This is a genomic window from Halorubellus litoreus, from assembly GCF_037081675.1.
In the GTDB taxonomy this organism is placed as follows: Archaea; Halobacteriota; Halobacteria; order Halobacteriales; family Natrialbaceae; genus Halorubellus; species Halorubellus litoreus.
The window spans coordinates 500,362-526,836 of the sequence record NZ_JAZAQL010000001.1 but is presented as its reverse complement, the minus strand read 5'-3'; the positions used below and the strand labels follow the sequence as shown (position 1 = coordinate 526,836).

Annotated in this window: 23 protein-coding genes; 11 read left to right on the top strand and 12 right to left on the bottom strand. The window is 71.2% G+C overall.

The window, feature by feature from the left end; genetic code table 11:
- Positions 1–163 precede the first annotated feature (163 nt).
- The gene (locus VYJ16_RS02675; RefSeq protein ID WP_336348773.1) at positions 164–2,260 is read right to left on the bottom strand and encodes a DUF7997 domain-containing protein; all 2,097 of its coding nucleotides are present in this window, start codon (positions 2,258–2,260) and stop codon (positions 164–166) included.
- A 218-nt stretch (positions 2,261–2,478) separates the two neighbouring features.
- Here VYJ16_RS02675 and VYJ16_RS02670 point away from each other — a divergent pair, with 218 nt between their 5' ends.
- Positions 2,479–3,540 (top strand): TrmB family transcriptional regulator, encoded by a 1,062-nt coding sequence (locus VYJ16_RS02670; protein ID WP_336348772.1) that lies wholly within the window; start codon positions 2,479–2,481, stop codon positions 3,538–3,540.
- Between the two features lie 75 nt (positions 3,541–3,615).
- On the top strand, positions 3,616–4,749 hold the full coding sequence (locus tag VYJ16_RS02665) for a M48 family metalloprotease (RefSeq protein WP_336348771.1): 1,134 nt from the start codon (positions 3,616–3,618) through the stop codon (positions 4,747–4,749).
- A 56-nt stretch (positions 4,750–4,805) separates the two neighbouring features.
- Here the strand turns inward: VYJ16_RS02665 and VYJ16_RS02660 are convergent, their stop codons facing one another.
- From VYJ16_RS02660 to VYJ16_RS02620, 9 genes are all read right to left on the bottom strand, one after another.
- The gene (locus VYJ16_RS02660) at positions 4,806–6,716 is read right to left on the bottom strand and encodes a PQQ-binding-like beta-propeller repeat protein (RefSeq protein WP_336348770.1); all 1,911 of its coding nucleotides are present in this window, start codon (positions 6,714–6,716) and stop codon (positions 4,806–4,808) included.
- 268 nt (positions 6,717–6,984) lie between these two features.
- Positions 6,985–8,946, bottom strand: a complete 1,962-nt coding sequence (locus tag VYJ16_RS02655; protein WP_336348769.1) for an outer membrane protein assembly factor BamB family protein — start codon at positions 8,944–8,946, stop codon at positions 6,985–6,987.
- Positions 8,947–9,125: 179 nt separating this feature from the next.
- Positions 9,126–9,674: a DUF7261 family protein gene (locus VYJ16_RS02650; RefSeq protein WP_336348768.1), complete on the bottom strand. Its 549-nt coding sequence runs from the start codon at positions 9,672–9,674 to the stop codon at positions 9,126–9,128.
- Entirely contained in the window at positions 9,671–10,117 is a 447-nt protein-coding gene (locus tag VYJ16_RS02645) for a DUF7262 family protein (RefSeq protein ID WP_336348767.1), read from the bottom strand. The genes VYJ16_RS02650 and VYJ16_RS02645 overlap by 4 nt, the downstream gene beginning before the upstream one ends.
- A complete protein-coding gene (locus tag VYJ16_RS02640) occupies positions 10,110–10,820 on the bottom strand; it encodes a DUF7263 family protein (protein ID WP_336348766.1) in 711 nt (236 codons plus the stop codon). Before VYJ16_RS02640 ends, VYJ16_RS02645 begins: the two co-directional genes overlap by 8 nt.
- Positions 10,821–11,363, bottom strand: a complete 543-nt coding sequence (locus VYJ16_RS02635; RefSeq protein WP_336348765.1) for a DUF7266 family protein — start codon at positions 11,361–11,363, stop codon at positions 10,821–10,823.
- Positions 11,360–12,118 (bottom strand): DUF7289 family protein, encoded by a 759-nt coding sequence (locus VYJ16_RS02630; RefSeq protein WP_336348764.1) that lies wholly within the window; start codon positions 12,116–12,118, stop codon positions 11,360–11,362. The genes VYJ16_RS02635 and VYJ16_RS02630 overlap by 4 nt, the downstream gene beginning before the upstream one ends.
- The gene (locus VYJ16_RS02625) at positions 12,115–14,004 is read right to left on the bottom strand and encodes a type II secretion system F family protein (RefSeq protein ID WP_336348763.1); all 1,890 of its coding nucleotides are present in this window, start codon (positions 14,002–14,004) and stop codon (positions 12,115–12,117) included. Before VYJ16_RS02625 ends, VYJ16_RS02630 begins: the two co-directional genes overlap by 4 nt.
- Entirely contained in the window at positions 14,001–16,319 is a 2,319-nt protein-coding gene (locus VYJ16_RS02620; RefSeq protein WP_336348762.1) for a type II/IV secretion system ATPase subunit, read from the bottom strand. The genes VYJ16_RS02625 and VYJ16_RS02620 overlap by 4 nt, the downstream gene beginning before the upstream one ends.
- Positions 16,320–16,515: 196 nt before the next feature.
- Between VYJ16_RS02620 and thrC the strand changes: the two genes are divergently transcribed.
- Positions 16,516–17,799 carry a threonine synthase gene (thrC, locus tag VYJ16_RS02615; protein ID WP_336348761.1) on the top strand — a complete coding sequence of 428 codons (1,284 nt, stop codon included), beginning with the start codon at positions 16,516–16,518 and terminating at the stop codon, positions 17,797–17,799.
- On the top strand, positions 17,796–19,028 hold the full coding sequence (locus VYJ16_RS02610) for a M20 family metallopeptidase (protein ID WP_336348760.1): 1,233 nt from the start codon (positions 17,796–17,798) through the stop codon (positions 19,026–19,028). Before thrC ends, VYJ16_RS02610 begins: the two co-directional genes overlap by 4 nt.
- A gap of 32 nt (positions 19,029–19,060) precedes the next feature.
- On the opposite strand, the gene VYJ16_RS02605 is transcribed toward VYJ16_RS02610, so the two are convergent.
- Positions 19,061–19,597: a metal-dependent hydrolase gene (locus VYJ16_RS02605; protein WP_336348759.1), complete on the bottom strand. Its 537-nt coding sequence runs from the start codon at positions 19,595–19,597 to the stop codon at positions 19,061–19,063.
- 178 nt (positions 19,598–19,775) lie between these two features.
- Here VYJ16_RS02605 and VYJ16_RS02600 point away from each other — a divergent pair, with 178 nt between their 5' ends.
- From VYJ16_RS02600 to VYJ16_RS02570, 7 genes are all read left to right on the top strand, one after another.
- Positions 19,776–20,405: a VOC family protein gene (locus VYJ16_RS02600; protein ID WP_336348758.1), complete on the top strand. Its 630-nt coding sequence runs from the start codon at positions 19,776–19,778 to the stop codon at positions 20,403–20,405.
- A 47-nt stretch (positions 20,406–20,452) separates the two neighbouring features.
- Entirely contained in the window at positions 20,453–21,421 is a 969-nt protein-coding gene (locus VYJ16_RS02595) for a DUF4129 domain-containing protein (RefSeq protein ID WP_336348757.1), read from the top strand.
- Between the two features lie 99 nt (positions 21,422–21,520).
- Positions 21,521–22,486 (top strand): DUF4129 domain-containing protein, encoded by a 966-nt coding sequence (locus tag VYJ16_RS02590; RefSeq protein WP_336348756.1) that lies wholly within the window; start codon positions 21,521–21,523, stop codon positions 22,484–22,486.
- A complete protein-coding gene (locus VYJ16_RS02585; RefSeq protein WP_336348755.1) occupies positions 22,483–23,046 on the top strand; it encodes a DUF7269 family protein in 564 nt (187 codons plus the stop codon). Before VYJ16_RS02590 ends, VYJ16_RS02585 begins: the two co-directional genes overlap by 4 nt.
- Complete coding sequence (locus VYJ16_RS02580; protein WP_336348754.1) at positions 23,043–24,452, top strand: DUF58 domain-containing protein; 1,410 nt, start codon at positions 23,043–23,045, stop codon at positions 24,450–24,452. Before VYJ16_RS02585 ends, VYJ16_RS02580 begins: the two co-directional genes overlap by 4 nt.
- Entirely contained in the window at positions 24,449–25,033 is a 585-nt protein-coding gene (locus VYJ16_RS02575) for a DUF7519 family protein (RefSeq protein WP_336348753.1), read from the top strand. Before VYJ16_RS02580 ends, VYJ16_RS02575 begins: the two co-directional genes overlap by 4 nt.
- A 98-nt stretch (positions 25,034–25,131) precedes the next feature.
- A complete protein-coding gene (locus VYJ16_RS02570; protein ID WP_336348752.1) occupies positions 25,132–25,344 on the top strand; it encodes a hypothetical protein in 213 nt (70 codons plus the stop codon).
- Between the two features lie 84 nt (positions 25,345–25,428).
- On the opposite strand, the gene VYJ16_RS02565 is transcribed toward VYJ16_RS02570, so the two are convergent.
- Positions 25,429–26,379 carry an AAA family ATPase gene (locus VYJ16_RS02565; protein WP_336348751.1) on the bottom strand — a complete coding sequence of 317 codons (951 nt, stop codon included), beginning with the start codon at positions 26,377–26,379 and terminating at the stop codon, positions 25,429–25,431.
- Positions 26,380–26,475: the final 96 nt, after the last annotated feature.

Sequence of the window (26,475 nt, the reverse complement as noted above, 5' to 3'; positions counted from 1 at the left end):
CCAGAAGCAGCCCGCGAACAGTCCTCGAACAGTCCTCGAACGGTCCTCGAACAGCGCTCGAACAGTCCTCGAACAGTCCTCGAACGGTCCTCGAACAGCGCTCGAACAGTCCTCGAACAGCGCTCGAACAGTCCTCGAACAGCGCTCGATAGCGGCGAGCGCGTCAGTCGTCCTCGGCGACGGCGACCGCGGCCTCGGTCTCGCGGCGCTTCGTCGCGGTCGCGAGCCGGATGGCGTGGGGCCACCCGAGCGGGGTGGCGCTGTCGGCGGTGCCGTCGTCGAACACCTGTTCGGGGAGGTAGTCGCCGTTCCGCGAGAGCGTCCCGTCCGGGTCGAGTTCGGCGAGCAGCGCGTCCGCGCTCTCGGCGAAGTCCTCGGCGTTCCAGTCGCTCCTGTCCGCCCCCGCGACGTCGTGGCCGTCGACGCGTTCGAGGAGCGCGGCGAGTTCGGCGGCGGCGACCGCGCCCCACGCGGTCGACACCGTCCAGACCTTCGGGGCGTCCTGTTCGCGCTGGCGCCAGTCGTCGCCCTCGTAGCGGACGAGGCCCCGTACTGCGTCGGTCTCGCGTTCGAGGCCGTCGAGCGTCGTCGCGGTGTGCGAGACGAGCCGCGACAGGTGCGCCGTGACGTCGATACCTGCTTCGTGGGCGGTGCTGACGGCGTCGACGAGCGCGAACGTGCTCGCGTCCAGGCGGTCGTCGACGGTGCCGTCGGCGAGCCGGAGCGCGTACGCGCCGCGGTCGGCGACCCAGAGCGCGTCGAGGCCGTCGAGGACGACCTCGGCCTGCGCGGCGGCGTGCGCCGCGTCCACCGGCGAGTCGTCTGGTGCGTCGACGCGAGCGACGCTCGCGTACGCCGCGAGGTACGTCGCCGCGGTGTGCGCGAACCGCCCGGTCATGTCCTCCCACGCGTTCTGGCACGCGCCCGGGAGCCCATCGGCTTCGAGGGTGTCGTCGAGCACGTCCACGCCCGCGGCGATGGCGTCCACGACCGCGTCCAGTGCGGGTGCGTCGGCGCGCTCGCTCGCGGCGTCGGCGTCGGTCGCCTGCCGGTACCGGTGGTAGTCCGCGAGCGCGGAGACGACGCTCGCGGTCTGGTCGGCCTGGTAGTCGTCGCCGTCGCCCTCGACGCGACTGTTCGCCCAGCCGGGTGCGAGCGAGCCGTCGCTCGGCCAGACGCGATGCGGCCACGAGCCGTCCGCGAGCTGGGTGTCGACGTACAGCGCGGCGCTGCGGTGATGCCAGTCGTCGAGCCCGAGCTCGCGCTCGCGGTCGACCGCGAGCAGGTACCGCGTTATCTCCGCGTCGTCCCGGAACCACGTGTAGCCGTAGCCGCCGGAGTTCGCGTACAGCGGGTCGAAGTCCGGGCCGGCGACGCGGGCACCGGTCGGCCCCGAGAGCAGGGCGAGCGCGCGGAGGTCCGCGGCGGCGTTCGCGTCCGCGGTGTCGCTCGCGTCCCCGTCGCCGAGGGTGGCCGCCTGCTCGCGTGCGGTTTCGACGAGCGAGGCGGCGTCCACGCCGCTGACGCGCTCCCGGACACGGTCGACTGCGGCGTCGCGGTCGTCGACGTCCCGTTCGAGCGCGGTCGCGACGGTCGCGGTCCCGTCCTCGAGCGGAGCGGTTGCGACGACGTCGCCGCCGAGTCGACTCTCCTCGTAGGCGTCCAGGTCGACGTCCCGCGGGCGCTCGCGGGGGCCGTGCTCGAGGACGTCCCCGGCGTCCGCGGGCCGGCGGCCGTCGAGGTGCGCGAACCCGGTCGCGGAGGCGAGGTAGTCGTGCTCGTGGCGGTGATACGTCTCGACGACGCCGCGGTCGCCGTAGACGAGCTTGCCGACGCGGGCCTCGTGGCCGTCCGGACGGAACGAGCAGTAGACGACGAGCGCGTCCGCGGACCCGGTGACGTCGACGTGCGTGAGGTGCGTGGCGTCGAGCGTGAGGTCGCGGCGCGTGACCTCGACGTCGCCGTCGACGTACGTGGATTCGACGAGTGCGGTGTCGTCGACGTACCGCTGGGTGCGGGCGTCGAACGCGTCGAGCCAGCGGACGTCGCCGTCGACGCGGACGCCGACGCGCGCGGTCGCCAGGCCCGCGCAGTCGAGGAGAGGCGCGGAGAAGTCCCGGAGGCGGCCGTCCCGTCCGACGTGCACGAGGCGGCCGTCGAGGCCGGAGAACAGGCCGGAGGTCGTCCGGCGTTCGCCGGGGAACCGCGTCGGGTGGCCGCGGTTCCGTGCGTGGTCGTGGAGCGAGTCTCGCAGGTTCATCGTCTCAACGTCCGCCCGACGAATCATAAAACTTGGTGTAATATTCGTTCATAGATTCAGATTCGGTGTCGGGTGGTGGCCGATACCGACGCCGCGGCGCCAATCCAGCACTGACGCCTCGGCCGCGAGCCAGCACCGACGACCGCGCCGGAAGCGGTCGTCACGAAAGCGGTAAGGCGCGGGTCGCCGTGAGTGACGATAGAAACCCACGGGGTATCATGGAGGACACGTCACTCACGGACCGACTCGAACGCCTCGGCCTCTCCGAGAAGGAGATAGACACCTACCTCTCGATCCTCGACCACGGCGAGGCGAAGGCGAGCACCATCGCCGACGACGCCGGCGTCTCCAAGCGCTACGTCTACAGCGTCAGCGAGCAACTCGAGGACCGCGGGTTCGTCGACGTCAACGACCACGCCGTCCCGACGCTCATCCGCGCGAACCCACCGGAGGAGGTCGTCGAACGCCTGAGCGCCGAACTCTCCTCGCTCGGCCCGGACCTCGCCGCGCGCTGGAACCGCGTCACCGAGGAACGCCGCGAGTTCGAGATCATCAAAGCCCAGTCCACGGTCGTCAAACGCATCCGCGAGTTCCTCGCGAGCGCCGAGGACGAGGTGACGCTCTCCGTGCCCGCGAAACTCCTCCCCGAGATCGAGGACGAACTCCGCGAGACCGTCGACCGGAACGTCCTCGTGTTCCTCCTGCTCACGGGCGACGAATCCACCGCCGTCGACGTCGCCAGCGACGTCGCGCCCGCGAGCGTCGTCCGCGTCTGGACCGAACGCGCACCCGTCCTCTTCTCGGTCGACACCCAACTCGGGCTGTTCGCGCCGTACGAACTCCTCGCGCGCTCGAACGCCGGCCAGCAGGCCGTCGCCATCGCCCAAGAGCAACTCGTCCCCATCCTCACCGGGAGCTTCTTCGGGAACTACTGGCCGATCGCGGAGGAAGCCCACGTCGCCGACCCCGAACCCCTTCCGACGGACTACCAGAGCTTCCGGCACGCCGTGTTCGCCGCCACCAGATACCAGAACCAGGACGAACCGATCGTCGCGACCGTCGACGCCCGCCCCGTCAAGGACGACGACGGCTACCGCGAACTCACCGGTCGCGTCGTCGACGTCCGCCAGGGCCTCGTGAACCCGCCGAACAGCCGGTTCGCGGTCGAGAACGCGCTCGTCCTCGACGTCGACGGCGACCGCGTCACCGTCGGCGGCCCCGGCGCGTTCCTCGAGGACTACGAAGCCCGCGGCGTCACGCTCGAACACGCCGACGACTGACGTTCCTGGGGCTGGAGCCGGACCAGGGACGGAGCGTCCGTCAGGATTAATTACGGCGGACCAGTTGGTGTTCTTATGAGTTCGCGCATCGAGTCGTCGCTCCGTCGCCGGATGCTCGCGACCATCGCGCTGTTCGTCGTCTGCGCCGCCTCGTTCGTCGGCGCGCTCGCCGTCCTCTACGGGTACGTCGTCCCCGCCCTCGTCGGGTGGTGGGCACAGCGGTTCGACCTCGCGTCCGAGATCGGGCTCGTCGCCGTCCTCGTCCCCGCGGGCGTCGTCGTCTGGCTCGCCATCGGGACGGTCAGGAACTTCTACGCGTCCCCGCTCTCGGAGACGAACGCCGTCGACGCACCCGAAGCCGACCACCCCGAGCTGTACGCGGCCGTCCGCCGACTCGCCCAGCAAGCGGACGTCCCCGCCCCCGACCTGAAGATCGTCGACTCCTCGGTCCCGAACGCGTACACCGTCGGGTTCACGCCGAGTAGCTCCACCATCGTCGTCACCACCGGCCTCCTCGACACGCTCACCGAGGACGAACTGCACGCCGTCCTCGCGCACGAACTCGCGCACGTCACGAACCGCGACGGCGCCGTCATGTCCGTCGGGTACCTCCTCCCAGCGGTCGCGTTCGCGTTCGCGAAAGCACTCACGTCGCCGTTCGAGAGCGACGACGACGAGGCGGACGAGAACGAGTATTACGACGACAGCTCGGACTCGTGGCTCCCCATCCCCTTCTTCGGGAGTTCGAGCGGGTCGAGCACTAGTGGCGGGTCCTGGGGTGACGCCGGCGGCGACGACGAGGGCGGCGGCATCATCGTCGCCATCCTCGTCCTCGTCGCCATCATGATACTCACCGCCGTCCTCACGCTCGCCATCTCCACGTTCTTCTGGGTGTTCTCCTCGCTCACGCTCCTCCTGCTCGCCCGCACCCGCGAATACGCTGCGGACTACGGCGCGGTCGAACTCACCGGCGACCCCGACGCGCTCGCCAGTGCGCTCGCGAAACTCGACGAGGAACTCCAGAAGGCGCCGCTCCGGGACATCCGCGAGATAGACGGCGCCGTCGAGACCCTGTACGTGATGCCGCTCCGTCGCGGCCTCCACGGGTTCAGCGACGTCGTCCTCCTCAGCGACGACTTCTTCCCGAACACGCACCCCGACACGCAGACGCGCATCGACCGCATCTTCGAGGCCGCCGACGACGCCTGACGGCGACGCGGTACTCGCGAAACCGGGCGCGTCGCGGCGCGAGCGACGTCAGGTCGTCACGCGTCGTCCGGGCACTGGACCGTCACGTCCGTCTCGAACGTCTGGTCGAAGCCCGCGTCGGACGTGACGCGCACAGAGAGCGTGTACGTGCCGGGCGCCGACAGCGACGTCGTCCACGACGTGTCGCCCTCGGGCTCGTACTGGTCGGCGACCGCCCAGTGGTAGTCGAACTCGCTCGCGTCCGCGTTCCGGACCTCGAGTTGGCCCGTGAACTCCTCGTCCGTCAGGGCGGTCTTCGGGCTCACCGTCAGCGTGAACGACGCGCACGCCGCCTCGACGGTGATGTCGAGCGACCCGGTCGCGGTCCGACCGAAGCGGTCGCGGACCGTGACCGTCGTCGTGACCGTCCCCGTGGCGTCGTCCGGGAGCGGGACCATGCCGTCGCGCGTACCGGTGTCGTCGAACACGCCGTCGTCCATGACGTCCCAGACGTACGCGTACCCCTGCCCGTAGCCGTCGTCCTGGTCCGGGTACGGCTGGACGCCGACGGACGTCTGCCCGTCCTCGACGCTACAGCCGCCGGTCTGGACGGGACTGGGTTCCGCGGGGCCCTCGCCCGGTGGCGAGTCGCTCCACGCGAGCGCGTACAGGCCTTGCGTCCGCGGTGCGTACCCGGTCGGGTCGTAGCTGGAGACGAGCAGGTGCCCGTCGACCGCGGTCGGTGCGCCACCGAGCCATCGCGAGAGGAACGCGCCTTCGGCGTCCATGTCCTCGGAGATCGGCGCCCACCAGTGCGTCTCCACGTCCCCACTCTCTGGGTCGAGGCCGAAGATGGCGGCGTGCTCGGAGGTCGGCCCGCTGGTGTTCGCGGCGCCGACGACGACCTGCCCGTTCGCGACCGTCGGGGGCGTCGTCGGGACGAGCGCGAAATCACCGGGGACCGTCGCCTCCGCCCACGTGTTGCGCTGCCAGCGGACCTCGCCCGTCCCGGCGTCGACCGCGCTGACGCCGTCCTCCTGGAGTTCCGCATCGAACGCCGTCCCGAACGCCTGCTGCGCGACGAACACCGCCCCGTCGTGGTACAGCGGGTCGCTGCCTTTCACGTCCGCCGTCCACTGGCGCTCCTTCGAGGCGAGATCGAATGCTGTCAGCGTCTGCTCGTCGCCGGTCACGCAGTACGCGACGCCGTCCGCGACCGTCATCGAGTCGACGTAGTCGAACTGCTGCCAGTTCGTCTCGCCGGACGCGGGGTCGACGCCGACCAGTCCCATGGCGCCGCCGACGACGAGTTCGCCGTCGACGAGCACGGGCTGGGTCTTGAACTCGTCCGGCGCGGTCGTGTCGGTCCCACCGAAGGACCGCTCCCACGCGACCGTCCCGTCGGCCTTCTCGAACGCGCGCAGCGTTCGTTCGACCGCTTCTGGCGTGTAATCGGTGCTGCCTTGCATGGCGGACCGGCCGGTCGGCGCGTACACGTGGTCCTCGCCGACCGCGATCCCGAGGCTGCCGCCCATCTCGTACGACCACAGGACGCTCCCGGTCGCGGCGTCGAGCGCGTACGTCTCGCCGTCCGTGGCGACGTACGCGACGCCGTCCTCGACCGTCGGGCCTTCGCCGACGAGGCCCTCGAGCTCGGTCTCCCAGAGCGGCGTCCCGTCCTCGAGTGCGTACGCGCGGACGCCGACGTCGACCGGGGCGTCGTACACCACGCCGCCCGTGTACGCGTCCGTGTCGACCTCGGCGACGACCGGGCTCGCCTTCGAGCCGTAGTTCGGTGTCGGCGCTTTCCAGTCCGTCACCAGGGTGTCGCCGTCGATGTCAGTACGGCCCGACGAACGGGACCGCCCAGCGCCTCCGCCAGCGGCCGTACCCGCGTAGCGAGTGCCGAGGAGTGCACTGCCACCGACCGCCGCGGTCGCTGTCAGGAATCGACGCCGACTCGTCGTGTCACTGGAATCGTCGGACATGCAAGCCGAACGTCGTCTTGGGGTTGAAATACTATATTTCTCGTAATCGATACTATCCCGGGCGTAAACACCGGGAGAGTCACCAAAGGACTTGGATTTTCAGGGCTCCGGGCGTCCTGTCGTTCCGACCGGTCGTTGCACCGTCAGCTCTCGTCGTCCAGGGCCGCATCAGCCGGCGTCGTCGCGGGCCGCGTCAGCCGGCGTCGTCGCGGGCCGCGTCAGCCGGCGTCGTCGCGGGCCGCGTCAGCCGGCGTCGTCGCGGGTCGCGTCAGCCGGCGTCGTCGACGACCACGGTCGTGTACGCCTCGAAGGTCTTCTCCTCGTCCTCGTCCGTCGCGAGCAGGTGGATGCCCCAGTCGCCGGCCTCGTCGAACGTGTACGACGCCTCGCGGCCGGTTGCGTCTATCTCGGACCCGCACGCGACGTCCCACTCGTACGTCAGGTCGTCGTCGCCCTCGACGACCGCGCGGAACTCGACCGGTTCGCCGACCATCGGGTCGTCGGTCTGGACGTCGATGCCGACGCTCTCGGTCTTCGGGTCACACTCCGCGGCGACCGTGAACTCCGTGGATGCGCTCGCCGAGCGACCCCAGCGGTCGACCGCGGTCACCGACGCCGTGTGCTCGCCAGCCGCGAGGTCGAACGCGGCCTCCGTGCCGTGATAGAACCCTCGTGCAGTCCCGCGATAGTCGCCGTCGACGGTCCACCGAACGACCGTGTGGCGGTCGTAGTGATCGAGGTTCTCCGGGAAGTCCACGGTGAGCGTGGTCTCCGTGCACTTCGTCGGATCGCCGGTCGCTTCGACCGTCACCTCCTTCGGTGGCGCCCGGTCTATCTCGTCGAGGGGCCGGTACGCTTGCAGGCCCGCGGACGGCAGTCCGTTCTCGATGAACGTCGTGAACAGCAACCGGTCGTCGACGATCGTCACCGGCGAGAACGCCTGGAGCGCCGACCCCGCGTCGCCCGTGTTGTCGAGGAAGACGTGCGTTCCAGCCACCGTCCCATCGTCGGGGTCGAGCGACAGCAGGACGTACGGGTCGGCCGCGTTGAACAGGTCGTCGTTCTCGTCGTCGACGCTCGTCTGGCAGAGCACGTACACCTCGTCGTTCGCGAGCGTCGGCGCGTTCAGGACGTGCCCGCCCCCGGTCTCCCAGGGCGTTCCCGAGGACGTCCAGCGCGTCGACCCGTCCGCTGCGTCGAACGCGTACAGGGAGTTGTCCTCGTACTCGTCCGTCGGATCGTGGATCGTGGCGTACACGACCCCGTCGCGAACGGCAGCCGAGAAGACGGCGTCCGCGAACCAACGAGGCGGATTGATGCCCGAGCCCGCACGCGGCGCGGGCGTCGACCCGATATCTCGCGTCCAGGACACGTCGCCGCTCGCGACGTCGATGGCGTACATCGTCCCGTCGGACTGGCCGTACGCGACGCCGTCCGCGACCGTCACGGTCGACGAGTGACCCTCCGAAATCGTCGTCTTCCACGTGGTGTCGCCGGATTCGGGGTCGAGCGCCCAGACGCCGGCTTCCGTCCCGACGACGACCGTTCCGTCCGCGACGGCCGGGGTCGTGTCGAGGAGCGCGTCCGCGTTCGCCGTCCACTCGGCGCTCCCGTCGGCCGCCGAAAGCGCCGCGATCGCCGTCGGTTCGAACGTGTCGTCGTATTCGCCCATTCCCGGCGACGCGCCGGGGACGTACACGGTCCCGTCGTGGACGGTCGGTGCGGCGAACCCGCCGCGGTCGACGGACCAGAGTTCCGTCCCGTTCCCCATCTCGTACGCCGCCGTCACCGACGTCGTCACGACGTACACGACGCCGTTGGCGACCGCTGGCGCGGCAACGCACCGTCCCGGTGCGTCCGCGGACCAGCGTTCCACGCCCGTCGTGACGTCGAACGCGCGAACGGTCCCGCCCCACCCGACGGTGAACGTTCGCCCGTTCGCGACGACCGGTTGCCCGGGGATGCCCTGGCCGGTCTCCGTGCGCGACCAGCGCTGCCGGAGGAACGGGCGTTCCTCGGACCGCAGGTCGACGTCGGTCGTGCCCGCGTTCGACGGACCCCGGCCGAACTGCGTCCACGCGCTCGCCGCGGCGTCGGTCGCGTCACCGTCCGAGCCGTCCGCGGTCGCGACGCCCGACGCGGTCTGTGCGCCGAAGACGCCGAGGCCGAGAACGCCACTTGCCTGCAGTACGGCTCTTCGACTCGCTGTGGGAGATCTATCGCTACCCATGACTGGTCGGACACGGAACCTGTCAAAGGCTATTGTGCTCGTAACCGGGACTGTTCTTCGTTCAAACCCCGCTTGCAGCTTCTTTGTCGCCCGGTAACCTGCTGGGAGAGTACGGGAACCGTGAACGTTGACAAATCGATGCCGCGCAGAACTTCGGGCGGTCAGCCCCGGTCTCCGGGTCAGACGACGACCTCGACGGTCGTCTCGCCGTCGGGCGTCGTCACGGTCACCTCGAACGCGACCGCGAGCACGGTGGTCTCGCCGGCGCGTTCCTGGACGACGACGCCACGTATCGCTTCGCAGTCGCCGAACGCGCGGCCGTCGCCACCAGGGCAGTGCTCGCTCGCGTACGCCGACGCCGCCGCCTGGTCGTACCCGACCGCGTACGCGACCCCGCGAGCGACCCGCGCGGTCTCCAGCGAGTCGAGTGCCGTCGCGAGGTCGCTCCTGACGGCGTCGGCGACGGCGTCGCGCTCGCCCCACGCCTCGCCGGTGTGCGTGACGCGCGCGTCGTCGACCGCCCGCGACAGGACGCCGACCGCGCGGTCGACCGCCTCCCGCGGGCCGACGTCGCGCTCCGCAGCGACGTCCGGGTGCGCGCCCAACTGAAGGTACGCCGCCGTCATCGCGAGCAGTGCGACCGCGACGACGCCCGCAGCTGCGAGCACGAGCTGTCCGCGGTCGTCCCCGCGGAGGCGCAACCGTTCGGGTTCACTCGATCCCCTCACGCGTACCACACTCGTATCGTGACGTCGCCGTAGCGCGTCGGCACGGTCGCCACCCCGACCGCGACGTCGTCCGGCGGGTCGAACCCGACCGTTCCGTGGGGCGTCCGCACCTCGAACAGGACGTTCTCGGGGAGGACCGCGGCGACGCGACGACGGAGTGCGTCGCGCTCGCGTTCGAACGCATCGGGCGACCGCGCGACCTCCGCGAGCCGCGTCGCCCCCGCGTGTCGCGGGTTCTCGCCGGACAGCACCGTCGCGGCGTCCGACGCGGTCGCGTCGAGCGCCGCTCGCTCGTCGGCGGGCGCCGGCACGCCAGCGAAGAACGACGCGAGCGCACCCAGGACGAGCAGGACGCCGACCGCCCCCTCCACCGCCGACAGCGACAGCTGGCCGCGGTCCGCGCCGTCCCGGTCCGCCCCGGGGCGCCGTGAGCGCTCAGGCATCGACGGTCACCTCGACGACGACCTTCCGCGAGTCCGCTGGTGCGTACGTCACGTCGACCGCGCCAGTGGCGAGGTCGTCGCCCGCGAACGAGAGCGCGGGCGTGACGCGCCGCGAGACGTTCACGCGGTACCGGCCGGGCGCGAGCCCGTCGGGGTCGTGGAGGACGACGCGGCCGTTCGCGCGAACCGTCGTCACCTCACCGGCCGAGGGCGCGACGTCGACGGCGACCCACGGCGTGCGTCGCGGGAGCGTCACGCGGTCCCGGCCGTCGAGTCCAGGCGTCACCGTCCGCGGGTCGCGGTCGACGACGAGCGCGACCCGGCGTACCGTCGTCCCACCGGTCACGTCGCCGGTCTTCACTATCGTCTCGCCGTCGACGCGCACCCGAACGTCCGCGCTCTCGGGGAGGGCAGCGAGGTCGCGGACGGCGTCGGCGTCCAGTTCCTCGACGCGCGTCTCGTTCAGGACGTTCTCGCGGACCGCGACGGGGCCGTCAGCCGCAACCAGGCGATCCGCGAGCGCGGTCGCACCCCGTCGCTCGACTGGCTCGCGGGTCGCGTCCGCGAGCGCGCCGTTCGCGACGACGACCGCGACCGTCGACACCGTCGTCAACGCAACGAGCGCGGCGACGAGCGCGACGAGGTTCGCCTGCGCACGCCAGCCCGCGCCGCCGCCGTCGGCTCGCACGGTCGCGTCGTGCATTCAGCGGCCCTCCAGTCGAACGACCAGTCCGTCCGGCGTCGACACGACGACGACCACGACCGTCTCGCCGCTACGCGCCGCGCCCTCGACGCGCGTGACCGAGTCGGGGAGCGCGAGCGGTATCGTCCGCGACAGCGCATCCCGTGGGTGGTCGAGGACCAGCGCGCCAGCGTCGAGGCGGAGCCGATACGCGTCGCCACGGATGGTCCGAGGAACGTCGAGTTCGCGCTCCACGGCGACGGACTGCACGCCCGCGTCCGGGGGGACGCCGCTGTCGGCGGTCGACGGCACCGCCGCCTCGACGTCCGTCGCGACCGCAGCACCGGCACGGTCAGCGACCGAGCCCGCGGCACCCAGCCGGTACTCCGGGAGCACGCCACCGTAGAACGTCGACACCAACAGGCCGACGTAGAGCGCGAGCAACCCGAGTTCGAGCGTCTTCCCGACGACCGACGACAGCGCGCGATCGTCGGTCGCGAACGACTCGCGGCCCGCACCGACGCCGGGTCGTCTCGGCGCTCGCTCGCGGTCAGGGAGCGTCACGCGTCCACCTCCAGGTCGAGCGCGTGCACGACCAGGTGGAGGCGGCGGCCGCCCGGGAAGGACGCGACGACGCTGTCGACGCCGTCGCCGTCGAGGTCGCGGGTCTCCACGGTCGCGCCGAGCGCCTCGAAGTACGCCCGCCACGGCCGTGGCGTCGCGGTCTCGACCGCCAGCCGGTAGGCGCCCGCGGGGAGCGTCTCCCGGTCGTGAGAGACGTCCACGTCGAGGTCCACGCGGCCGCGGCCGCCGACGGCGACCGACTCGCTCGCGCCGACGGCGGGCGCGCCGACGAGGACGCTCTCCTCGCCGGCCGCGACCGGTGGGTCGGCGGCGAACCACGCGTTCCCGCGGTCACCGCGGACGACCGCGCCCGCGAGGTACGCGACGCGGCGGTCGCCCGCCTCGAACACGAGCGCGTTCGCGTCCACCGCACGCACCACGCCGCCGTCGTCGTCGAGCACGCGGACGTCGCGTTCGACCGTCGACAGCGTCCCGTCCGCGAACTCGACGCGCACCGACCCCGGGCCGGTCCGGGAGACCGCATCGAGATTCGCGAACGCGTCCGCGGCCCGGTCCGCGTCCGCGCGAGCCACGCCGGAGTCGACCGTCGACCCGACGCCAGCCGTCACCGCCGCCATCGCGACCACGGTCACACCCAGGAGGAGCGCCACGCCGACGACGTGGGACTGAGCGCGCTCGCTCCGACCGTCACGCCGCCCGGTGGCGTACCCGCCGAGCCCACCGTCGCGAGTCATAGCAGCCCTCCGAGCGCGAAGACCGCGTACGCGAACGCGACGAGGAGCCCGGAGTGCAGGAGCGCGTCGTACTTCCCGCGGCTCGCCGCGCCCGCGAACCAGCCGGACGCGAGCATCGTCGCCTGCGTGACGACGTAGAACCGCCGGTGTTCGCGCGAGACGTTCACCGCGTCCGGGTCGAGCACGAACCCCGTGCCGGGCGTCGACACCGCCGAGAGTTGCGCGAACGAGTCCAGCACGTAGAGGTTCACGGCGACGACGATACCGACGACGAGGATGGCGGTCGTCCACCCGACCGCGGCGTACACGAGCATCTCGTCGCGCAGCGACTGCTTCTCGTGATGGAGCCGGCCGACCTCCGTCTGGAGCGTCTCGAACACGGTCTCGGTGTCGCTCCCGGCGTCGAGCGCGCCCGTGACCAATCGCATCGTCTGCTCGCTGAGTGGCGTGCCGACGCGTGCGACGAATCGGTCGAGCGCCGCGGTCCGGAGGTCGCCGTCCGTGCTCGTGAGGCCCGCGGCGAACGCGAGGTCGGCGACGTCCGCGTCCAGCGGCCCGAGGTCGACCTCCTCGGCGACCCTGGCGACGGCGTCCGGGAACGGCCGGCCGAGCGAGACGTGCCCGCTGACGGCGTGCACGAAGTCCTTCAGCTCGCGGTCCTTCGCGTCGTCCCGGCGCGCGCGACGGGTGGCGACGACGCCGACCGGGACGGCGTACGCGACGTACCCGACCGTGAGTGCGGCGAGCGCGCTCGCGCCGGTCGCCCACGCCAGGACGACCACGCCGCCCGCGAGCGCGACAGCGACGACGCTCGCGCTCGCCGGGTTCGAGAGCGCGGACGCGAACGTCGCCCCCACGCCGCGGGGGCGCTCGTACTCGGGCGTCGCCGCGATCGGCCGGAGCGAGACGACTATCGCCGCCGAGAGCGCGCCGACCGCGGCGACGAACACGGCCGCGCCGTACACGATGAGCGCTCGCGGCGTCACCGCGCCGAGCGGCGTGCCGGCGAACGGCCCGCCGAGCGGCTGGTTCAGGCTCGGTGTCAGCACGCTCATCACGGAGAGCACGACGACCAGGAGCGCGGGGAGGACGAGCAGGACGACGAACAGTTCGGCGACGAGTTCGAGGAACCCGCTCGCGCGCTCGCGCTCCCGGGCCTGCCGGTGCCCGAGCATCCGACTCTCCATCCGGAGGTATCTCGACAGTTCCTCGGGGCCCTGCGTCGCGTGCTCGCGGAACTTCATCAGGAACGGCGCGAGCGTGTCCTGACTCGGCGTGTCGCGGGCGACCAAGCGGAGGCCCTCGTTGAGGCTCCCCGTGAGTTCGGCCTTCGCGAGCACGGCGCCGGCGGCGTCGGCGGTCGCGCCGTACGCGTCCCGGTTCTCCGCGACCTTCGCGAGCATCGTCCGCCGGTCGTCCGTCCCCGTCGAGAGCGCGCGCAGGTAGCGGACTGCGCCGGGGAGCGTCCGCTGGATGCCGACGCGACGGGCGCGAGCGCGCCACGCCAGGTACCGGCCGCCGAGCGCCGTCGTCGCGCGATGCCCGCCGAACGCCGCGACCGCGAACGCGCCGGCGCGGAACGCGAGCATCGACGCGCCGCCCGCTCCGACGACGCCGGGTCCGCCGCCCGCACCGGCGCTCGCTGGTCCGAGTGCGACCCCGGGGACGGCCACGACCACGAGCGGTGCGAGCGCCGCCGCGGTCGGCCCGGCGACGGCCGCGACCAGCCACGCGAGCGCGTGGAGGCGCGCGACGAACACGTCGAACGGCATCTGGACGCCCGACCCACGGTATCGTTCGCGGTTCCGGTCGTGCCGGCTCGCGTCCGCGCGCCGCGAGAACAGCGCGTACGCCGCCCGGTCGAGCGCCGACACCGGCCGCGTCACGACCCACCACCGTCCTCGGCGACCGCGTCCATGGCCGCGTTCTCGCCGTCGGCGACCGCACCCGTGGCCGCATCGGTGGCGTCCGCGTCCGCGTCAGCACCGCGGGCGTCCGTGCTCGCTCGCGACGCGACCGTCGCGGCCTCGTCCGTCCGGAGGTCCGCGACCACCGAGAACAACTCGTCGACGTCGCGGACGCCGTCGCGCACGAAGTGCTCGACGTACCGGTGCTTGCGGTGGAACTCGTCCTCGACGGCGTCGACGGTCCGGTCCGTGCGGTCCGCGATCGTCTCGAACACCGCGTGCTCGCAGCGACGGGACGCGGCGGTGTCGTGGAGGTCCGGATGCTCGTACGCGCGCTCGAAGTCGCCGTCCGGCGTCCGCGACAGCACTTCGTCGTAGTACACCGTGGCGCCGTCCTTCTCGACGGAGCCCTTCGGGCCCGAGCACGCCTCGTAGGTCGCCTCGTCGACGAACTCGACGACGCGCCCGACGTACCGCTCGCCGTCCGTGTGCCGCGGGAACACCACGAGGTCCAGTTCCGCGAGCAAGTAGGACGGAAGGCCCTGCTCGACGACGCGGTTCACGAGCTTCTCCACCGACTCCGCGTGCGTGGTGCCGACGACGCCGTGACCCGTGTTCAGGGTCTCCGCGAACGTCGCGAACGACTCCGGCGTGTTGACTTCGGCGATGACCTCGACGTCGGGGTTGAGGTAGTTCGTCTCGGTCATGAGGTCCGCCATCGTCACGCGCTTGTACGGCGTCTGGTGGTCTCTCGTGGTGAGCGACACGCCGGTCTCGTGGGGGAGTGCAACCTCCCTGGAGCCCTCGTCGATGCTGACGGGGCGGTGGTCGAAGGGGACGAACGGCATGTGGGCGTTCATGAGCGTGGTCTTCCCGACGCCCGTGGGGCCGGAGAAGAGGACGACGCCGCGGTGCTCGTAGAGCATCCACAGCAAGGCGACGAGGTCGACGGGGAGCGCGTCCGCTTCGAGGAGGTCCACCGGCGAGAGCGGGTCCGCGGCCTGCTTGCGGATGGAGACGTGCGGGCCGCCCTCGCTGACGACGGGGAGCGCGACCGCGCAACGCACGGTCTCGTCGGTGCCGACGTCGAGGTTCACCTTCGCGCTCGGATTGCTCGCGGTGAGTTCGACGCCGTCGCTCGCGGCGAGCTGGGTGACGACGTTCACGAACGACGACTCGTCGTCGAACGCGAGGTTCGTGGGGACGCGGCCGTCGTGCAGGTCGCTCCTGGGGACGACCTTCACGCGTTCGCCGACGCGGTTCGCCTCGACGTCTTCGAGGTTCGGGTCGCGGATGGGGACGGTGAGTTCGCCGTGGCCGACGTAGTCCCGGAGGACGTAGTAGACGAGGTCGTCGAGGCGGTCGTGGCCGTGGCGGTCGTCCACGGGCGGGAGCGCGAGGTCGAGGTCCGCGAGGAGTTCGCGGACGCGATGCTTGGTGGCGCCGAGCCACGCTTTCGCGGAGCGAGCGTTGAGCGCACGTTCGAGGTAGCGTTCGGCGCGGTCGCGGACGAGCGCGACGCGGTCGACGTCGGGCGTCGTGACGGCGTGCTCCCAGACGCGCTCGGTGGCGTCGGCGACGAGTTCGCGGTCGCCGGGGAGGAGGTCGGGCTCGAGGACGGCGTACCGCGTGTTGAACGCGTCCCCGCCGATGGCGTGCTCGCGGTAGAGGACGACGGGGATCTCGTACTGTTCGAAGCTGACGGTGTACCGTGCGAGGCGCTCGCTCGCGAACCGACCGAGGTCGTCGACGTCCGCGTCGATGCGCGTGGTCGCTGGCGCGAACCGGTCGGTGTGGACGCGGAGGACGTCGTCGTCGACGTCCGCGACCTCGACGTGGTCGTCGAGCGCGAGCGGCGTCAGGTCGCCGAGCCCGTGGAGCTCGCGCAGGAGGTGGTAGCGGACGCGGCGTTCGCTCGCGGGCGACCGGTCGACGAGCCGCGAGACGACGCGCTCGTGCTTCCCGTCGAACCCGTCGTCGAGTCGGTCGCGGACGGCCTCCCGCGTGCGGGGTGGCTGGAGGTTCGCGTCCGCGAAGTAGTCGACGACGCTGTCGACGACCGCGTCCTCGTCGGGGGAGAGCGCCGGTTCGCGGACGTCGTACGCGAACCCGTCGGCGGTCTCGCGGACGGTCGCGACGACGTCGGGCGCGACGGCGTACTGGGCGCGGACGTCGGGCGCGTACCAGGCGTCGGGGTCGTCGGGCGGAATCGGGGGCGGGACGTCGCTCGTCGTCCCCGCGGGCGTGGTTGCCGCCTCGTCGTCGGGGAGTTCGAGCGTCGGCGGGTCGGACATGCCAGCACGTTCCGTCGCTATCGAACTTAAATTAAAGGTATCCTCAATTGGGGTTGGGTTGGTTGGCGTCCGTCGTCGCAGCCGGGCGGTGGGTCTGCTGGGTGTGTGAGTCTGCTGGGTGTGTGAGTCTGCTGGGTGTGTGACTCCGTCTCGGGCGCAACTGGTTTCGTGGTGCGGTGACACACCTGAATCGACAATGTCCCTCGACCACGTCGAGACGCTCGAATGCACGCTCTGCGGGGCGACGTACGACCCGGAACGCGTTATCTACACGTGCCCGAACCACGATGGCGTCACCGGCATCCTCGACGTCACGTACGACTACGACGTCATCCAGGACCGGTTCGACGCACCGCTGGACGGTCACGTCGACAGCCAGTGGAAGTACGACGCGTTCCTGCCCGTGGATACGGACGCGACGCCCGTCACGCTCGACGAGGGCGGCACGGACCTGCTGGACGCCCCTCGCCTGGGCGCGGAACTCGGCGTCGACCTCGCGGTGAAGAACGACGGCGCGAATCCGACGGGGTGCTTCAAGGACCGCGCGACGAGCGTCGCCGTCACGAAAGCGCGCTTCGGCGGGCAGGACGTCGTCACGTGCGCGTCCACGGGGAACGCCGCGGCGTCCCTCGCCGGGTACGCCGCCCGCGCCGGGCTGGACGCCCGCATCTTCGTGCCCGCGGCCGCACCGGAGGGGAAGCTCGTGCAGCCGCGCGTGTACGGCGCTGACGTCCTCGCCGTCGACGGTAGTTACGACGAGGCGTACGACCTCAGTCTCGAGGTCACCGACACGTACGGCTGGTACAACCGGAACGCCGCCATCAACCCGTTCCAGATCGAGGGCAAGCGCACCGTCGGGCACGAACTCGCCGAACAGACCCAGGGTGCGGTCCCGGACTGGATCGTGTTCTCGATGGGCGACGGCTGCACGATCGCCGGCTGCTGGAAGGGGTTCCGGGAGTTCGCCGAACTCGGATACGTCGACGACACGCCGAGGATGCTCGGCGTGCAGTCCGCGGGCGCGAGCGCCATCCACGACGCGTTCCACGGGCACGACGACGTGGACGACGTCGCGGACACGCTCGCGGACGCCATCGCGGTCGGGCGACCGCGGAACACCCTGAAGGCGTGTCGCGCGCTCGAGGAGAGCGGCGGGACCGCGCTCGCGGTCCCCGACGAGGACATCCTCTCGGCGGTCACGACGCTCGGTGGTACCGAAGGCATCTACGCCGAGCCCGCGGGCGCGGCGCCGGTCGCGGGCATCCGTCGAGCGCGCGAGGAAGGCATCATCGAGGCGGGCGAGTCCGTCGTCGCGGTCGTCACCGGCATGGGGCTCAAGGACACCGCGGGCGCGAACGAGGCCGTCGGCGACGTGACGGGTATCGCGCCGTCGCTCGACGCCGTGGAGGCGACCTACGGTGCGCCGGAACCGGGCGCGACCGACGGCGCCGCGGCGGCGTACACGGACCTGGACGGATGACCTCGGCGCCAGCGGAGTCGCCGACGTACCCGACCGACCTCCGGTCGCTCGCGGCGGCGCTCGTCCGCATCGAGACCGAGAACCCGCCCGGGAACGAGCGCGAGTGCGCCGAGTACGTCCGCGACTGGTTCGCCCAGTACGACATCGACGCCGAACTCGTCACCGACCCCGACCCCGAGCGCCCGCAGGTCGGCGCGCGCGTCGCCCCGAGCGAAGGCGAGACGGACGCGGTCGAGGGGGACACCGACGGGCCGACGCTCGTCCTGAACGGCCACCTGGACGTGGTTCCCGTCGGCGACCACGACGAGTGGACGCACCCGCCGTACGCTGGCGTCGTCGCGGACGGCCGGCTCTACGGGCGAGGGAGCGTCGACATGAAGACGGGCGTCGCCATCGCGATGCTGACCGCGTACGAGCTACGGGCCGAACTCGAATCGGGCGCGCTCGACGGGTCGATCGTCGTGCACGCGGCGATGGGCGAGGAGACCGCCGAACCCGGCACGCGTGCGTTGCTCGAAGCCGGGTACGACGGCGATTACGGCGTCGTGCTGGAACCGACGGAGTGCCGGGTCGCGACCAGCGAGAAGGGCATGGCGTGGTACGAGCTCTCGTGGCCGGGCGTGCCGGCGCACGCGAGTCGCCCCGACGAGGGCACGAACCCGACCGCGCACTACCCGGTCGTCCTGGACGCGCTCGCGGAGTACGACGCGCGACTCCGCGACCGCACCGACCCGCTGTGCGGGTGCGCGTACGCGACCGTGACCGGGACGAACGCGGGCGTCGGGTCGAACAAGGCCGTCATTCCGGAGCGCGCGAGCGTCACCGTCGACCGGCGCATCCTCCCCGCGGAGACCATCGACGACGTCGACGACGAGTTCGCCGCGCTCGTCGACACTCTCGAACGCGAGCACGGCATCGCGGCGTCGTGGCGTCGCGACGAGACGTACACGTCCGCCGTCATCCCCACCGACCACCACCTCGCGACCGTGTTCCGCGAGCACGCCGCCGCCGTCGCGGGCGTGGACCCCGAGCCGTGGGGTATCAAGGCGTCCACGGACGTCCGCGAGTTCGTCAACGTCGCCGACGTCCCAGCCATCACGTGGGGGCCGGGGAGTCTCGACCAGGCGCACAGCATCGACGAGTACGTCGACCTCGACGCCGCCGAAGCCGGGTTCGAGATACTGAAACGCGCCGCCAGGACGCTCCTCGAACCCTACCCGGACGACTGACCGCGTCGGATACGACGGTTCGCGCAGGTGCCTCACGCGCCTCGTCGACGCCACGTCCAGAGCGCGACGTTCAGGGCGACGCCCGCGGCGAGCAGGCCGTAGTTCACGAGCGGGGCGTCGTAGTAGACGACGTCTATCCCGAGCGGGTGTGCGTACAGCGGCCAGAACGGTTCGAGCGCTTCGGCCGTGTCGGGCGCGGAGAGCGTGTCCGCGAAGACGTGCGCGAGGCCGGCGACGAGCACGGCAACGCCCGCGAACTGGTTCGCGTCGTCGCGGACGGCGTCGGGAAGCACGGGGGCGTCGACGCGGGCGTCGAGCGCGCGGAGTGCGACCCCGACGACGGGTGCGAGCACGACCGCGAACGCGACGACGGCGAGGACCGTGTGGAGGGCGCCGTGGTGCTTCACGGTCGGCAGCACGTCCCGCAGGTAGAGGTCGACGTCCGGGAGCATCCCGAAGAGGACGCCGACCGCGACGAACGCGGCGGCGGTCCGCGCGTCGTCGACGACGACCCACGCGCCCGCGAGCCACACGAGCGCCATCCCGAGGTGGCCGGCCACGTCCACCATACGCGCTGTAACGCCGCCCTCGGCCTTCAGTCAGCCGTCTAACTGTCGTGGGTGTCGCTCGCGTTGCCGTGCGTGTCGCTTACCTTGGCGTGCCTGTCGCTCGCGTACTGACGTGGATGTCACCTGGTGACGCCGAGGCCCGCGAGCGCTTATCAGCGTCGCGGACCTATCACGTTCTATGACAGACGACGCGGCTAGTCAGACCGAGATCCCCACGAGCGCGGCGCGACCCGACAGCCCCATCCACACCACCGGCACCGACCACATCACGGTGTGGGGGTCGAACGCCGAGGACACCATCGCGTTCTACCGCGACCTCCTCGGGATGCCGCTCGTGCTCCGCCAGCCGAACCTCGACGACCCGAGCCAGACGCACCTGTTCTTCGACACGGGCGACGGCCGCATCCTCACGTTCTTCGTGAGCCCTGACCGCGACTCGCCGCGAGGGCAGCGCACGCAGGTCGGCGGCGTCCACCACCTCTGCTTCTCGATCGCGCCCGAGGACTTCGAGGACACCATGGCGGCGCTCGACGACGACGGTCGCGGGTACAACGTGTTCGACCGCGGTATCTTCTTCTCGCTGTACACGCGCGACAACAGCGGGCTCGTCATCGAGCTGACGACGGACAAGTACGAGTTCCCCGACGACCGCAAGGGCGAGGTGCTCGCGACCGCCCAGCGCATCCGCGAGGAGGAGGGCGCTGACTACGCGGAGGACGAGCACATGCGCGCGGCGCTGGAGGAACTCGGCATCCCCGTCGAGAAGAACGACCTCCCGGACGCCGCGAGCGGCACCGCGGGCCTGTGAACCCCGCCACCGAAACCCTCACCAGCGTCACGTGCTAACGTAGCGGTATGGATTCGGAGCGTGCGCGCGTCGTCGCCGTCGGCGTGGTGTGCGTGCTCGCGGTCGCCGCCGCGGCCGCGACGCTCGCCGCGCCAGCGCCGACCGACGAGGCACCCGGCGGCGGGTCGCTCCAGGACGACGGCCCCGCGGACGAGCAAGGCGAAGGCGGTGATTCGGCCGCGGACCCGATTGGGAGTCCCGGCGAACTCGACATCGAGATCGGGGCGTGCATCCCGTGGCTGTACTCGGCGTCGTTCTGGGCCGTCGTCGGCGGCGTGACGATAGCGGGCTGGCTGTACGCGCGCCACAGGCAGGACGCGCTCGCGGCGACCGCGTACGTCAGCGTGCTCGCACTGCCGTTCACGTTCGTCTGGCTGCTCCTCAGCAAGTGCGGGACCGACGAGAACGCGCCCCAGAGCATCGTCCCGAGCGACGTCGTCGCCACGCCCGAAGGCGGTGACGCGACGTTCGGTATCCTCGGCGACGCCGGCCAGTTCGCGTCGCCGACGTGGCTCGTCGCCGTGGTCGCGGTCGTCGGCGTCGGCGCGTTCGCGCTCGCGCTCGCTCGCGACGCCCAGAACGCCGAGGACCCCGACGAGCGCGTGCCGGACGCGGTCGAACCACCCGAAGCGCACGACGTCGACGAACTACGCGAGGCCGCTGGGCGAGCGGCGGACCGCATCGAGGGATCGGCGGGCGTCGACAACGAGATCTATCGGGCGTGGGTGGAGATGACCGAGCACCTGGACGTCGACCATCCGGACGCGAGCACCCCCGGCGAGTTCCGGCGTGCAGCCGTCGACGCCGGCGTCGACCCGGCGACCGTCGGCGAACTCACGGACCTGTTCGAGCGCGTCCGGTACGGCGACGAACCGCCGACCGAGGAAACGGAGGCACGCGCGGTGGACGCACTCCGACGGATGGAGGCGTCCGCGAGCGACCTCGACGACTTCTGGACCGAGGACGAATCGACGTGACACCGAAGATAGCAAGCCTTGCGGCGTGTAAACACGTGACGTAAGTGGTTCTTTGACGTTCCACAACCCATTTAGTTACTACTCTGAAACACTGTATCGATGAATCGCTCCACCCTCCAGGTCGCGTTCGTCGCACTCCTCGCGGCGACCGCCATCGTCGCCGTCGCCGGAAGCGTCGACGACGCGCAGACCACCGGGGGCGGAGCGGCCCCCAGCGCGCCCAACACGGTGACGGAGACCGACGTCGAGCGGACGACGTCGGACCTCACCGACCAGACGAACACCGCGGTCGACCGCTCCGGGCGGTCTCGCGAGTGCGTCCAGGGCTCCGAACGCCCGCTCCTGTGGTTCGGCGTCGTCGTCGGTCTCACCGGCATCGTCGGCGTCGTCTACTGGAAGCGCGGCCAGATGGAGGCGATATCGATCACGATGATCCTCCTCGTGCTCCTGTTCTTCGTGTACTCGCTGTTCGGGGTGTGTTACACCAGTCAGATTCCGCAACCCCAGAACGGCTCGGGCGCCGAGGAGATGAACGAGACGCGCACGGACTTCTCGCCCGGCGGCGCCGGTGGCAGCGGTGGCGAGGGCGAGCAGGCTCGCGACCTCCCGCTCGCGCTCGTCGCCGTCATCGCCGTCATCGCCGTCGCCGCGGTCGGCGCAGTCCTCGTCACGCGCGGGGACGCCGACGGCGACGACCCGTTCGACGCGCTCGAAGAAGCCGACGACGACGTCGAAGAAGGACTCGTCGACGTCGACGAGTTCGCCGCCGCTGCCGGTCGCGCCGCCGACCGCATCGAGGACACCGACGACGTCGACAACGAGATATATCGGGCGTGGGTGGAGATGACCGAGCACCTCGACGTCGACCACCCCGAGTCGAGCACCCCGGGCGAGTTCGCCGCCGCCGCCGTGGACGCCGGCATCGACCGCGACGACGTCGTCGAACTCACAGAGTTGTTCGAGCGCGTCCGATACGGGCACACCGCGGCGACGAGCGACCGCGAAGCCCGCGCGCTCGACGCACTCCGCCGCATCGAGTCCCAGTACGGAGGTGACGAGACGTGAACGCGAAGACCGCGACGTCCGCGCTCGGCGTCCTGTTCGTCGTCGTCGGGTTCGCGATGCTGTTCGTCCCCGGCCTCGCCGGACTGTTCGACGCGAACGAAGTGTTCCTGAGCCTCATCGGCCTCGGGTTCGCGCTCCAGACCGTCCGCGTCGTGAACGCACGCCGTCGGACGCCATACGAGCAGGCGACGACCGCGGACCCCGAGATAGCGCAGGAACTCCCGACGCCCGGCGACGACTTCGACGACCTCATGGACCAGGCCGCGGCCGTCCGGTACAGCGGCGCGCAACGTGACACCGTCCGCGAACGCCTCCGCGCCGCCGCGGTCGCCGTCATCGTCCGCACCGAAGGGCTCTCGCGCGAGCAAGCGATCGAACGCATCGACGACGGCTCGTGGACCGACGACCCCTACGCGGCCGCGTTCTTCACCGGCGAGATACAGGGCACGTCGCTCCTGCAGCGCGTCTCGTTGTTCGACCGGACGCGCTCGCAGTTCGAACGCTGGGCGACCCACGCAGCGAAGGAGATCGTCGACCTGAGCGAGGGCGAGAACGCATGAGTGCAACGACCACGACGACCGACGGTCCCGAGACCGACGACGGGGCCGCGAGCACGGAAACGGCGGCCGAGGACACGCCGTCGGCCGACGCCGACGTCGAGTTCGACGGCGAGACCGTCGGCGCTCGCATCATCAAACACCACGAGACGGCGACCAATCACTGGGAGGGTGTCGCCGCCGTCACGACCTTGCTGGGCGGCACCGGCATCATCTTCCGGTCGCCCGCGCTCCTGCTGGCCGCCGTCGTCGGCATCGCGTTCGTCGCGTACGCGAAGGTCGCCGAACCGGTCCGCGTGGAACTCGCCGTCGACCGCGAACTCTCGGACGCCGACCCCGACCTCGGCGACGAGGTCGACGTCACCGTGCACGTCAAGAACACCGGCGAGTCGACGCTCCCGGACCTCCGGCTCGTCGACGGCGTCCCCGAGAGCCTCGAGGTCGTCGACGGGACCGCGCGCGCCGCAACCTTCCTCCGGCCCGGCGAACGCACGTCGTTCTCGTACACGGTCGCCGCGAAACGCGGCACGCACGAGTTCCGGACGCTCTCCGTGTACGCCAGAGGGTTCACGGGCAGCATCGAGACCGAACTCGACCTGGCGGCGGCGACGGAGATGGTCGCGACGCCGTCGCTCGAAGCGACCGCCGAGGTCCCGCTCCGCCAGCAGACGTCGCGGTACGCCGGCCGCGTCGACACGAACACGGGCGGCGAGGGCCTCGAGTTCTACCAGACCCGCGAGTACCGTCGCGGCGACTCGCTGTCGCGCATCGACTGGAAGCGCCACGCGCGAACGGGCGAGCTGACGACCGTCGAGTTCCGCGAGGAGAAGGCCGCGACCGTCGTGTGCGTCCTCGACCTCCGGCAGGGCGCGTACGTGCACGCCGAGGGCGACAACTTCCACGCCGCCGACCACGGGATCGACGCTGCCGGCCAGGTGTTCGCGACCCTCCTCGAGACCGGTGACCGCGTCGGCATCGGCGCGCTGTCGGCGAGCGGCGTCTGGCTCGCGCCCGGCCTCGGGAACGAGCACCGCATCCGCGCAGAGGAACTGTTCGCCAGGCACCCCGCGCTGTCGCCGGAACGCCCCGACGACTACTTCTCGCTCGGTATCGGCCTCCGGAACCTCCGCAAGCGCCTCCCGAACGACGCCCAGGTCATCATGTTCTCGCCACTCGCCGACGACGAAGCCGCGAAGGCCGCGCGCCTCCTGCACGCGCACGGTCACGCCGTCACGATAATCAGCCCGGACCCGACCGACGGCGCGACGCTCGGCCATCGCGTCGCGCGCGTCGAACGACTCGCTCGCATCAGCGCGCTCCGCGAGGTCGGCGTGCGCGCCGTCGACTGGAACGTCGACGACACGCTCGCGACGACGCTCGCGCGCGCCAGACGACGGTGGTCCGCATGAGCACGACCACCGCGGACGAGACCGCGGCTGCTGGCGGTTCCGACGATGCCGATGCCGCGAGCGCGGACGCCGAGAACGAACGCACGGGCCGCGAGGTCGACCGCCGACCGACGCCGCTGTCGGCGGTCGTCGCACTCGCCGCCGCGAGCGTCGTCGCCATCGCCGCGAGCGTCGGCAGCACCGCCGGCGGGGCACTCGCCGCCCTCGGCATCGTCGCGCTCGCCCCCGGCGTCCTCTCCGGGTACCCGAAGCTCGTCGACGGCGCCGGCCTCGCACTCCTCGGCGGCGTCGCACTCGGCGGGTCCGGGGACGCACCGCCGCTCTGGATCCTCGTCGCGACCGTCGCCGCCGTCGTCGCGTGGGACGCCGGCCAGAACGCCGTCAGTCTCGGCAACCAGCTCGGTCGCGACGCCGACACCGCGCGCGCCGAGGTCGCACACTCCGCCGCCACCGTCGCCATCGGCACCACGACCGCCGGCCTCGCGTACGTCGTCTTCCTGTTCGCGGGCGGGTCCAGGCCGCTCTCCGGCGTCATCTTCCTCCTCGTCGCCGTCGGCATCCTCCTCCAGGCGCTCCGGTGACCGTCTGCACACCTAGCCCGGGGCGAGCGCGACGGCGCGTTGCCGACCGTGGTCGGGTGTGCGGTTACAAGTGAACGGACGTAGGATTCGAGCAACCGATGGCCCAGTCACAGCAGCCACACGACCCGACCGACCGCCAGCCGCGAGGCACCGACAAGTACTGCGCGTACTGCGGGACGAAACTGTTCGAGAACCCGCCGACCGACCGCGACGCCGACGTCGGCGTCCGCCTCCTCGAACGGACGTTCTGCGACGACGCCTGCGAGGGCGCGTGGAACATCGACCCGACCAGCGCGGACACCGGTCGCTGAACGCGACGCGACGAGTACGAACGCACAGACGACCGCGCAGAAGAACGCGCCGGGCGAGGAGCGGCGTGCGTGGTCAGTGACGCGTCACTCGACGGTCGGAACCGGCACGGACTCGAGGACGGCGTCGACGACCTGGGACTTCTCGACGTTGTTCACCATCGCGTCCGGCGTCAGCACGAGCCGGTGCGCGAGCACGGGCTGGGCGACGCGCTTGATGTCGTCCGGCGTGACGTAGTCGCGACCGACGAGCGTCGCGTACGCTCGCGACGCCTCGAACAATCGCTGGGTGCCACGCGGCGACACGCCGACCTCGACGCGACCGTCCTCGCGCGTCAACCGCGTCAACTGCGCCATGTACGAGAGGAGGTCCTCGTGGACGGTGACGTCCTCGGGGACCTGCCGGAGGTCAGTGACCTCCTGGTCGGTGAGGACGCGCCCGACGCTCGGCGACTGCTCGACGCGGCCCGCGCGCCGATGCAGGAGTTCGGTCTCGCCCGCCTCGTCAGGATACCCGATACTCGACTTCACCATGAACCGGTCGACCTGCGCCTCCGGGAGCGGGAACGTCCCCTCCTGCTCGACGGGGTTCTGGGTCGCGATGACGAAGAACGGCTGCGGGAGCTGGCGCGTCTCACCGTCGACGGTGACCTGCGCCTCCTCCATCGCCTCGAGGAGCGCCGCCTGGGTCTTCGGCGGGGCGCGATTGATCTCGTCGGCGAGCACGATGTTCGCGAAGATCGGGCCTTCCTGGAACTCGAACTCGCGCGTTTCCTCGTTGAACACGTGCGTTCCCGTCACGTCCGCGGGGAGGAGGTCGGGCGTGAACTGGACGCGGGAGAACTCGAGCCCGAGCGCGCTCGCCATGGCGCGCGCGGTCAGGGTCTTCCCGGTACCGGGGACGTCCTCGAGGAGGACGTGCCCGCGGGCGACGCCTCCCAGGAGGACGGTCTCGAGGAACTCTCGGTCGGCGATGACGGCGTTACTGATCTCGTCGAGGACGGCGGCACAGTCCTCGCTCGCTTGAGCGACGTCCATGTTCCACCTGAAACACATACTACAATTTAGTGGTGGCGATAACTCACACGACCACCGGACGAATCGAAACCCATAAAATCATCACCCGCGAATCGC

Bases quoted from the DNA above. Each gene is read 5' to 3' on its own strand.
- VYJ16_RS02580 (WP_336348754.1), top strand. From the start codon at position 23,043: ATGAGTGCAACGACCACGACGACCGACGGTCCCGAGACCGACGACGGG.
- VYJ16_RS02640 (WP_336348766.1), bottom strand. From the start codon at position 10,820: ATGCACGACGCGACCGTGCGAGCCGACGGCGGCGGCGCGGGCTGGCGT.
- VYJ16_RS02655 (WP_336348769.1), bottom strand. From the start codon at position 8,946: ATGGGTAGCGATAGATCTCCCACAGCGAGTCGAAGAGCCGTACTGCAG.
- VYJ16_RS02630 (WP_336348764.1), bottom strand. From the start codon at position 12,118: ATGACTCGCGACGGTGGGCTCGGCGGGTACGCCACCGGGCGGCGTGAC.
- VYJ16_RS02590 (WP_336348756.1), top strand. From the start codon at position 21,521: ATGAATCGCTCCACCCTCCAGGTCGCGTTCGTCGCACTCCTCGCGGCG.
- VYJ16_RS02645 (WP_336348767.1), bottom strand. From the start codon at position 10,117: ATGCCTGAGCGCTCACGGCGCCCCGGGGCGGACCGGGACGGCGCGGAC.
- VYJ16_RS02620 (WP_336348762.1), bottom strand. From the start codon at position 16,319: ATGTCCGACCCGCCGACGCTCGAACTCCCCGACGACGAGGCGGCAACC.
- VYJ16_RS02665 (WP_336348771.1), top strand. From the start codon at position 3,616: ATGAGTTCGCGCATCGAGTCGTCGCTCCGTCGCCGGATGCTCGCGACC.
- thrC (WP_336348761.1), top strand. From the start codon at position 16,516: ATGTCCCTCGACCACGTCGAGACGCTCGAATGCACGCTCTGCGGGGCG.
- VYJ16_RS02575 (WP_336348753.1), top strand. From the start codon at position 24,449: ATGAGCACGACCACCGCGGACGAGACCGCGGCTGCTGGCGGTTCCGAC.
- VYJ16_RS02600 (WP_336348758.1), top strand. From the start codon at position 19,776: ATGACAGACGACGCGGCTAGTCAGACCGAGATCCCCACGAGCGCGGCG.
- VYJ16_RS02670 (WP_336348772.1), top strand. From the start codon at position 2,479: ATGGAGGACACGTCACTCACGGACCGACTCGAACGCCTCGGCCTCTCC.
- VYJ16_RS02675 (WP_336348773.1), bottom strand. From the start codon at position 2,260: ATGAACCTGCGAGACTCGCTCCACGACCACGCACGGAACCGCGGCCAC.
- VYJ16_RS02570 (WP_336348752.1), top strand. From the start codon at position 25,132: ATGGCCCAGTCACAGCAGCCACACGACCCGACCGACCGCCAGCCGCGA.
- VYJ16_RS02610 (WP_336348760.1), top strand. From the start codon at position 17,796: ATGACCTCGGCGCCAGCGGAGTCGCCGACGTACCCGACCGACCTCCGG.
- VYJ16_RS02605 (WP_336348759.1), bottom strand. From the start codon at position 19,597: ATGGTGGACGTGGCCGGCCACCTCGGGATGGCGCTCGTGTGGCTCGCG.
- VYJ16_RS02660 (WP_336348770.1), bottom strand. From the start codon at position 6,716: ATGTCCGACGATTCCAGTGACACGACGAGTCGGCGTCGATTCCTGACA.
- VYJ16_RS02595 (WP_336348757.1), top strand. From the start codon at position 20,453: ATGGATTCGGAGCGTGCGCGCGTCGTCGCCGTCGGCGTGGTGTGCGTG.
- VYJ16_RS02565 (WP_336348751.1), bottom strand. From the start codon at position 26,379: ATGGACGTCGCTCAAGCGAGCGAGGACTGTGCCGCCGTCCTCGACGAG.